Origin of the sequence: Parasegetibacter sp. NRK P23 (genome assembly GCF_023721715.1) — a bacterium.
GTDB lineage: Bacteria > Bacteroidota > Bacteroidia > Chitinophagales > Chitinophagaceae > Parasegetibacter.
Genome location: NZ_JAMDLG010000009.1, coordinates 1 through 7,197, shown reverse-complemented (window position 1 = coordinate 7,197; position 7,197 = coordinate 1). Strand labels below are relative to the sequence as shown.

General features: G+C 35.1%; 5 protein-coding genes. All 5 read right to left on the bottom strand.

Annotated elements, in window-relative coordinates:
- Positions 1 to 202 precede the first annotated feature (202 nt).
- The 5 genes from M4J38_RS17440 to M4J38_RS17420 all read right to left on the bottom strand — a co-directional run bounded on the left by M4J38_RS17440 (position 203) and on the right by M4J38_RS17420 (position 6,982).
- Positions 203 to 1,042, bottom strand: a complete 840-nt coding sequence (locus M4J38_RS17440; RefSeq protein WP_251761089.1) for a DUF2971 domain-containing protein — start codon at positions 1,040 to 1,042, stop codon at positions 203 to 205.
- Between the two features lie 200 nt (positions 1,043 to 1,242).
- Complete coding sequence (locus M4J38_RS17435) at positions 1,243 to 1,821, bottom strand: hypothetical protein (RefSeq protein WP_251761088.1); 579 nt, start codon at positions 1,819 to 1,821, stop codon at positions 1,243 to 1,245.
- Between the two features lie 189 nt (positions 1,822 to 2,010).
- The gene (locus tag M4J38_RS17430) at positions 2,011 to 3,921 is read right to left on the bottom strand and encodes a hypothetical protein (protein ID WP_251761087.1); all 1,911 of its coding nucleotides are present in this window, start codon (positions 3,919 to 3,921) and stop codon (positions 2,011 to 2,013) included.
- 1,251 nt (positions 3,922 to 5,172) lie between these two features.
- The gene (locus tag M4J38_RS17425; protein WP_251761086.1) at positions 5,173 to 6,090 is read right to left on the bottom strand and encodes a hypothetical protein; all 918 of its coding nucleotides are present in this window, start codon (positions 6,088 to 6,090) and stop codon (positions 5,173 to 5,175) included.
- A gap of 160 nt (positions 6,091 to 6,250) precedes the next feature.
- On the bottom strand, positions 6,251 to 6,982 hold the full coding sequence (locus M4J38_RS17420) for a hypothetical protein (RefSeq protein ID WP_251761085.1): 732 nt from the start codon (positions 6,980 to 6,982) through the stop codon (positions 6,251 to 6,253).
- Between the last annotated feature and the right edge of the window lie 215 nt (positions 6,983 to 7,197).

Here is a 7,197-nt window from a genome sequence, read left to right as displayed (position 1 = left end):
AAAATTGGCTTGCTGTCATTTGTCGGCTAATTTGAAAACGAATGCTCAATTAGGCTTGCCTATAACGGTACGGCTTACTGATGGACGGGAGTTTGAAAACGTAAACAGTCTTGCGGTGAGTGAATTTACTTTGAAAAATGAACAACAAGTTTACCGTCTTACCCGGCTATTAGTAAACCGATGTTGTAGGCTGTTTTGTTGTCTATTCTATTTTTTCTTTGTCAAAACCAAAGGAGTCTGCTTTAACCACTACCTTAAAGAAAGAAACTCCAGGAAATACTCGTTTAGATGCTGCGATTATTTCGTCTTGCGCTTCTTTACTTGTGTTCAGGCCAAAAACGATTTCTTCAACAACGTCTGCAGGAAATGTATTTACTCTACTTCTATACAAACCAACACCGACTGTTAGAAACCTTAATTCTTGTTCAGGTTGCCACTTCGTTGATTTTCTGAAAAGCTCTTTTTCTAACAATCCAGAGTTGTCGCCCATTATATGATAATCCAAAGGTGTGTCATTATAATCTACAAGCCCAACTGTGCAATTTAAAGCTCTTGCTAATTTTACTGTATTGAAGCCTATTGCAAAGCCATTATGATTGTTTCCATAATGAGCCCACATTGGTTCATTGTCAAATGCTGAACAGAAACTAAGCACACCAATCGTATCATACCTTGAACTGTCAAGAACGTAGTTCATTCTATTCTTTTTAAAATAGCTGACCGGGTCTTGAATAACAGATTGTACTCTTGCTTCAACCTCTCGTTCTAATTCTTCATCAGTCAAGTCTGGTCTAAATGATTTACCAGCGTCTCTAATTCTTTTTCGTGCTGTCTCTATATCAAGTTCGGGCACAATAAAGTTATAGGGAGGTCTAACGTCATAAGGATCATTCAACGTATGCGGTTGAGCAAAGTATAACTCTTGCTTTGTTATGATTGTTTTATGAAAATCTTTTTCCCAGTCTCTGTATTTATAAATTATAGGAGGCGTCCTTTCTGCAATTTCCTTCGCAACTTCTTCAAAGTTGTTATAAACTGTCATATTAGCTAGTTTTATGTCCTACAGAATTTTTTAAAATATTAGGGTGTCATTAAATTGCCTACAACGTAACGGCTTACTGATGGACGGGAGTTTGGAAACGTAAACAGTCTTGCCGTGAGTCAATTTATTTAAGAAACTGAACAACACGTTACCCGTCTACCCGGCTATTCAGTAAACTGATGTTGGTGGCTGGCCAATAGCTATTTTGGCACTGTCCAAATCCTAATGTGTCCATTCTTTGCATTTTGTCCATAGTGCTCTGCTGCAACCTTCTTGTCTTTATAATCTATATGATAAATAGATTTTAAAGTAAGTGCTTTTAGTTTCTCTTTAGCCTCTGTATGATGTATCAATACATTGTCGATGTAAAGTACCGGGTCTTTTGCGTCTGTGAAAATGTGTTGAGAAAATGAAACATAATTATCTACAAAGCTGTTTCTTACATTTTTAAGAAGCTCTCGTTTTCGTTTGAGTTTCTGATTGTAAGCGAAAGTAACAAGTACAACATCATTATTACTATGCATTGAATTTCTTGCTTCTTCTTTTAAAATGTCGATACTTACCAAATATTTTAAACCATTTGCTTGAAGTGCCGAATCAATTTTGATGCTGTCTGTCGCAGAAAAAGGAATACCATTGATAACATACATTGTCTGTCTGAACCTAAAGGCAGAGTCAATAAGTGTTACTTTTTCGTCCAGAAGTTTTTTATCAAACTTTTGAGCTTTTAAAGAATTTAGTGCCGCACAAAGGAAAAATGTCAGCAGAAGAAGTTTCATTTTTAGTTTCAAAGATGTCTTGTCAGGCTAATTTACATAAGAAGTAGGATGTCTATTTGGCTTGCCACCAACGGTACGGCTTACTGATGGACGGGAGTTTTGAAACGTAAACAGTCTTGCCGCGATTGAATTTACTTTGAAATATGAACAACACGTTTACCGTCTTACCCGGCTATTAGTAAACCGCTGTTAGCGGCTGGGCTTTTCGTCAATTGGTTTTATGTCGCTTAAATTATTTGGAATCCCTCTTTCTCTATATGCTGATACTTTTTGAATCTGAATACACGACAAATCTTTTTGCCATTGAACCTCGAGGTGTATAAAAATTGCCATGTAAACAGATTTGCGCAAATCTTTGCCATCCGATGATTCTTCTAAAGTGTCTCGTAATTCTGACGCTAGATTTAAGTCAACTACAGAAATGTAAACATTGTATTTTCGAATTGCTTCCTTTAAAGAATATTTTTGAATTTCATCATCAGGAATGTTGTTATATTTTAATTTAGGCAAGTGCTTTTTGTTGAGGATAAAAATAGAATCTCCTACTAGGTGGTAATTTCTAAAACCGAATTCAATAACTTCAATCTTATTTAAAAACTCTAGCTTACTTTCTTCAATAAGCTTTTTTATTTCAACGCCAAAGGAGACTATAATGTAATCGTCAACACTAATATTAAGTCCACTAATGGCAGGAATAATATCATGCTCATTCAGTAAATATCGTTGTGTAGTTACTCTAAAGAAAATCTCTGGAATTTCCTCTTTTAATTTGTTAGAAAAGCTTTCAGGCAAAAAAGAGTCAAAATTTATGTGATCAGCATCTTGATCATCCGCAAGTCCGCTTTTATCAATAATATGAGACTGGCCGTTTACATACCATTTTGTTAAATCTCCAGTTAAGTTTTCATTGTTATTAATTGCTTCATACTTATCTAGAAGTGGAGATAAAATATTCGCTGTTGTATTTTTGAACTTCTCCACTTTGACATCCGATACTGGTTGATTTATTAATGTTCCTTCATATGATGCTATTGTGTCTTGCTTGACTTTTTCAATAAATTCTAATGGCTTTGGATAATTATTTTCTTCACACCATTCATCTGAAATAAAGCTAAAGCCAAGAGTATCTAAAAGTTCTTTATTCTTCAGAATATCATCTACTAATTTTTTGAAATAATCTAAGTTGTCAATCCATTCTCTTTTTTCAGATTGCTTTTTTGGTAATACCGGATATTCTAAAGGCTTCATGTATACCAAATATGAAACAATTGTGTATTGTCTTAAAAATAAGACCGCTATGTATTTACAAATCCAGCTTTTTAGTATTGCGTCCGAATTTATACCACCTGTTTCAGGAAAATAATATCGCTGGTTTATCCAAGGTATTCTCATTTCGTATGGGTCTCTGAAATAAAAATATAGCCTAAAAACTTCACTCATTGTTTCAGGTAATAACTCATAACGAGGAGGAATACTTTGTGTATATTGAAACGCCCTCTGTATGCATTTGTAACGTGATTTATAAAGTAAAAGCCCTCCTAAAGCATAATGAAATTCAAGAAATCTATCTCTTTCTTTTTTCCTTTGATCTATCTCTTCTTGATTAAGCACATCAAAAGGTGGCTTTTCAGAGTGCTCTAAACTTATTGGTTTTAATGAATAACTTGCATACTGAAAGGCATGCTCCCAATGATAAATTATATAATCATCTCTTTCATATTTAAGTGCTAAAATGAAATTATTCCATATCCTTCGATATGTTGCTTCGGATATTTTGCTATCTGTAAACTCTCCTAGGAGCCATACACTTCCTGCAGTTCTGTGTTCTAAAAATGTAAACCTTCTATTACGTTGAATGGCCAATTCCTCAATTGTTTTTGAAACTAGTTCATAATATGCGATTGGGTATTCAATTTCATTTCCGTGATGTTGGTCTCTAAACTTTTTAAAGGTATCATACATGAAACTTGCAATAGTTTTTGCAAGTTTTTCATTCTGGTTTTTTATTGAATAAAATAAGAGGTCGGAAACAGCAACAAAATAGTCAACTGACTCTATCTTTTTTTTGCGTTTGAAAAAGCTATAGAACTTCTTAAGCATGTCTCCTTATTAGGTACGGAATAAATCGGGTTGGGGTGTAGTATATGAGAACTTTCCTTACAAAAAGAAAAAAGCTAATTATTAATAGTATTGTGGACGTAATTAGTAAGTATTCTGCTGAATGTGAAATAAAATAGTCAAGTCCTGGCAGTTTAATAATAGGCGGTAGTTTAAGCATCCAAACTAGAATTAATACGAGTGAAATTATAAGCATTCTGATGAAGAAAAAATTTTCTCTTTCACTCCTGAAAAGTTCAAGAATCGTAATGGAAGAATATTTTTCATCTACCCTAGATATTACCTCAAGTAAAATAGGATAAGCGATGCCTAATATTGATGCAATGAAAGTAACACAAATTGAGATATTGTCCATTTGTCGAGTTTAATGTCATGTTTAAAATTTAAGGCTGCTGTAGCCTTGCCGCTAACGGTACGGCTTACTGATGGACGGGAGTTTGAAACGTAAACAGTCTTGCCGTGAATGGATTTACTTTAGAAAATGAACATTTCGATTTCCGTCTTACCCGGCTATAAGTAAACCGATGTTATAGCCAGTTTTAAGAACATTAAAACGGTCAAAACAAATTGTCAGTATGAAACATCTTATCGTCTGCGAGCTTTTTGAACGTCCATGATAGATCCTCACAAAAAAACTAAAAGCAATCTACACGCCTTTGTCGTTACGTTTGAATCGTCAATAAAAATTCCACGAAAGCAGATTTATGCAACTGAAGTCGATCAAGATGATGTGTGAAAACTCAACATAATAAAGATCGAAAATGCTAACTGAAGATTTATCGAGCCAGTGCCGGCAATGCTTCGCCACCTCACTCACATCCAGGACATAGTAAGGTTTAAGGGAATTCGTCTTACAATATAGAGATTTTCTGGAAAAACAAGAACTGCGATAGGAACTTTTTACCGGATTAAAAAACTATCCGTCAATAAGTTATGCGTCTTGGCAGTGAAAGATCTCCATAGAAAAGGTTTGAAATAAGCTCTGCGAGAACAAACAAATATGAAGGTCTGCTGGCCAACAAAACCTTTGTCACACCGTTTGGTTCGTCAACTCAAAAAATTGCAATTGAAAAGGCCAAAAATCAAATTGGCTATAACGGTACGGCTTACTGATGGACGGGAGTTTGAAAACGTAAACAGTCTTACCGAGAATGAATTTATTTAGAAACTGAACACTACGATTACAGTCTTACCCGGCTATTAGTAAACCGCTGTTATGCACCGTTTGTTTTATTACTTCAATTCCATAGTACGTCTTTCTACATATGTTTGCTGCTCCGAAGTCACAACAACTGTCTGCGTAGTGGAAACGACCCAGCCACCGTCGTGAATTTGAGAATTAATACTCGTCTCATTCTTTAAATCACCTAAGTCCTCAATTTTAGGCGGCTTTTCGTTTTTACTCCTAGCAATCTTAGTATAATAATCTAAAGCCGCCTTTTTCAATTGTCCAACGTTTACCTTTTGCGTCGATTGCATCAAATAAGTACTTTCTTCCTCATTAATTTCACTAAGCCAAGCTTTGAGATCCGCATCAAATGGTTCTCCTCCCATGAGATTTTGAAATTTGCCTTGTCCTTCAAATACTTCTCCAAGTTTATACTTTCCGCCGTGAAAAAAAAGGAATTGCTGAATATCTTTTATCTGTGCCGACTCAATCATCTCCTTTGTTGAATAATTTGTCTGCAACTGATTTAGTGCATCAGAAAACTCGTTTGAAATCTTTTCAGTCCTCTTTAGTACTTCAACACGCTTATTGATGTGATTTTTGATGTCTTTCCAATTTGTAACCTCAGCAAAAGTTCCAACATCATTAGTCGTAAAAACAATTTTCAAATCATTTAATATTGTCCCAATTTTTCGAGCATTTAAGTCCTTGCTACTCGTCTTAAAATTCATAACAACCCACTGAACAGTATAAGAGTTTTCACTCTGACCCAGAACCGTAACTTCAATGTCATAACTTGTAATGTCCTTTGAAGTCGTATCCGACCCCTTTAGTTTAAATTCTTCGTAAACCGCAGAATACAATTGTTTTTCTGCTTTCTCCCAATAAGCAACAACTTGCACAGTCGAATCAGAGGCGCTAATTTGTCCGAATGTTGAAAATAAAGCAGACAATAATAAAGTGGTTAATATCCCTTTTTTCATTTTTGTATATAGTCTTTAAAATGGTGCATAACGGTACGGCTTACTGATGGACGGGATTTAAAAACGTAAACAGTCTTGCCGGGATTGAATTTGCATTAGAATATGAACATCACGTTTACCGTCTTACCCGGCTATTAGTAAACCGCTGTTAGCCGAATGATTACTGTCGTGAAACATCCATATTATCAATTATATATTTGATTCTATCTTTCTCATCATCATTCAAAAACCTAAATTTGAACTTATGATCAGAGTCTATTGTATTCTGTCCATAATCAATCGTTGTAAGTATTTCATCGGAAATCTTGTCAACACTTGTAGTTCGAACAACTACAATTGCTTCCATTAGAACTCTATGTGGAACAGTTACCTTATTGATAATTCTAGTCTGCTGACCAGGAGAAATAGACTTAATAGGTCCGACATGAATTAAATGGGGCTGATAGACTTCATGAGAAATATCAATTAAAAATAAATCGACCCTTACTTGAGTAGCGTCTCTTCCGCCAATATTTTTTAAAATTAGAAGATACTCTAATGCTCCCTTATGATCGATAATTTTTGTCTCAACCAGTCCAACCTTTGGAGCAGAGGCAGAAACCTGATATTTATGCTCCTCTTCCAGCCTGGTAATAATTTCAGTGTTTTGTTGCGAAACGCTACTTAGCAATTCAACAACTTCTCTCATGCCTTTAATTTCCTGTTGCTGGTTGAATGTTATGATAGCAATAACTGTCGATATGATAGTGAGCAAGATAGAAAAAATAATACTTATCTTCTGCATAGCGTTCGATGGTTGAGTGTCATTAAAAACTCGCCATCTTTTTGCAAACGATCCATCTTCTTCAGGATTTGTCTGTAAGTCTTTCATTTCTAATATCAGAATATACATGCAACATGTTGCACGTCTTAAAGTTTCGGCTAACGTAACGGCTTTGCGATGGCCGGGATTTGAAAACGTAAACAGTCTTACCGAGATTGAATTTCCTTTAAAAACCAAACATCACATTTACCGTCTTACCCGGATATTGCAAAACTAATGTTGTGTGTAGCCGATTCTTTCCAAAGCTCAATACTTTTATAAAATTGAAAGTCTTGAAAAAGCAG

Excerpts from the sequence above, each read along its gene's own strand:
- M4J38_RS17440 (WP_251761089.1), bottom strand. The coding sequence starts at position 1,042 with ATGACAGTTTATAACAACTTTGAAGAAGTTGCGAAGGAAATTGCAGAA.
- M4J38_RS17430 (WP_251761087.1), bottom strand. The coding sequence starts at position 3,921 with ATGCTTAAGAAGTTCTATAGCTTTTTCAAACGCAAAAAAAAGATAGAG.
- M4J38_RS17425 (WP_251761086.1), bottom strand. The coding sequence starts at position 6,090 with ATGAAAAAAGGGATATTAACCACTTTATTATTGTCTGCTTTATTTTCA.
- M4J38_RS17435 (WP_251761088.1), bottom strand. The coding sequence starts at position 1,821 with ATGAAACTTCTTCTGCTGACATTTTTCCTTTGTGCGGCACTAAATTCT.
- M4J38_RS17420 (WP_251761085.1), bottom strand. The coding sequence starts at position 6,982 with ATGTATATTCTGATATTAGAAATGAAAGACTTACAGACAAATCCTGAA.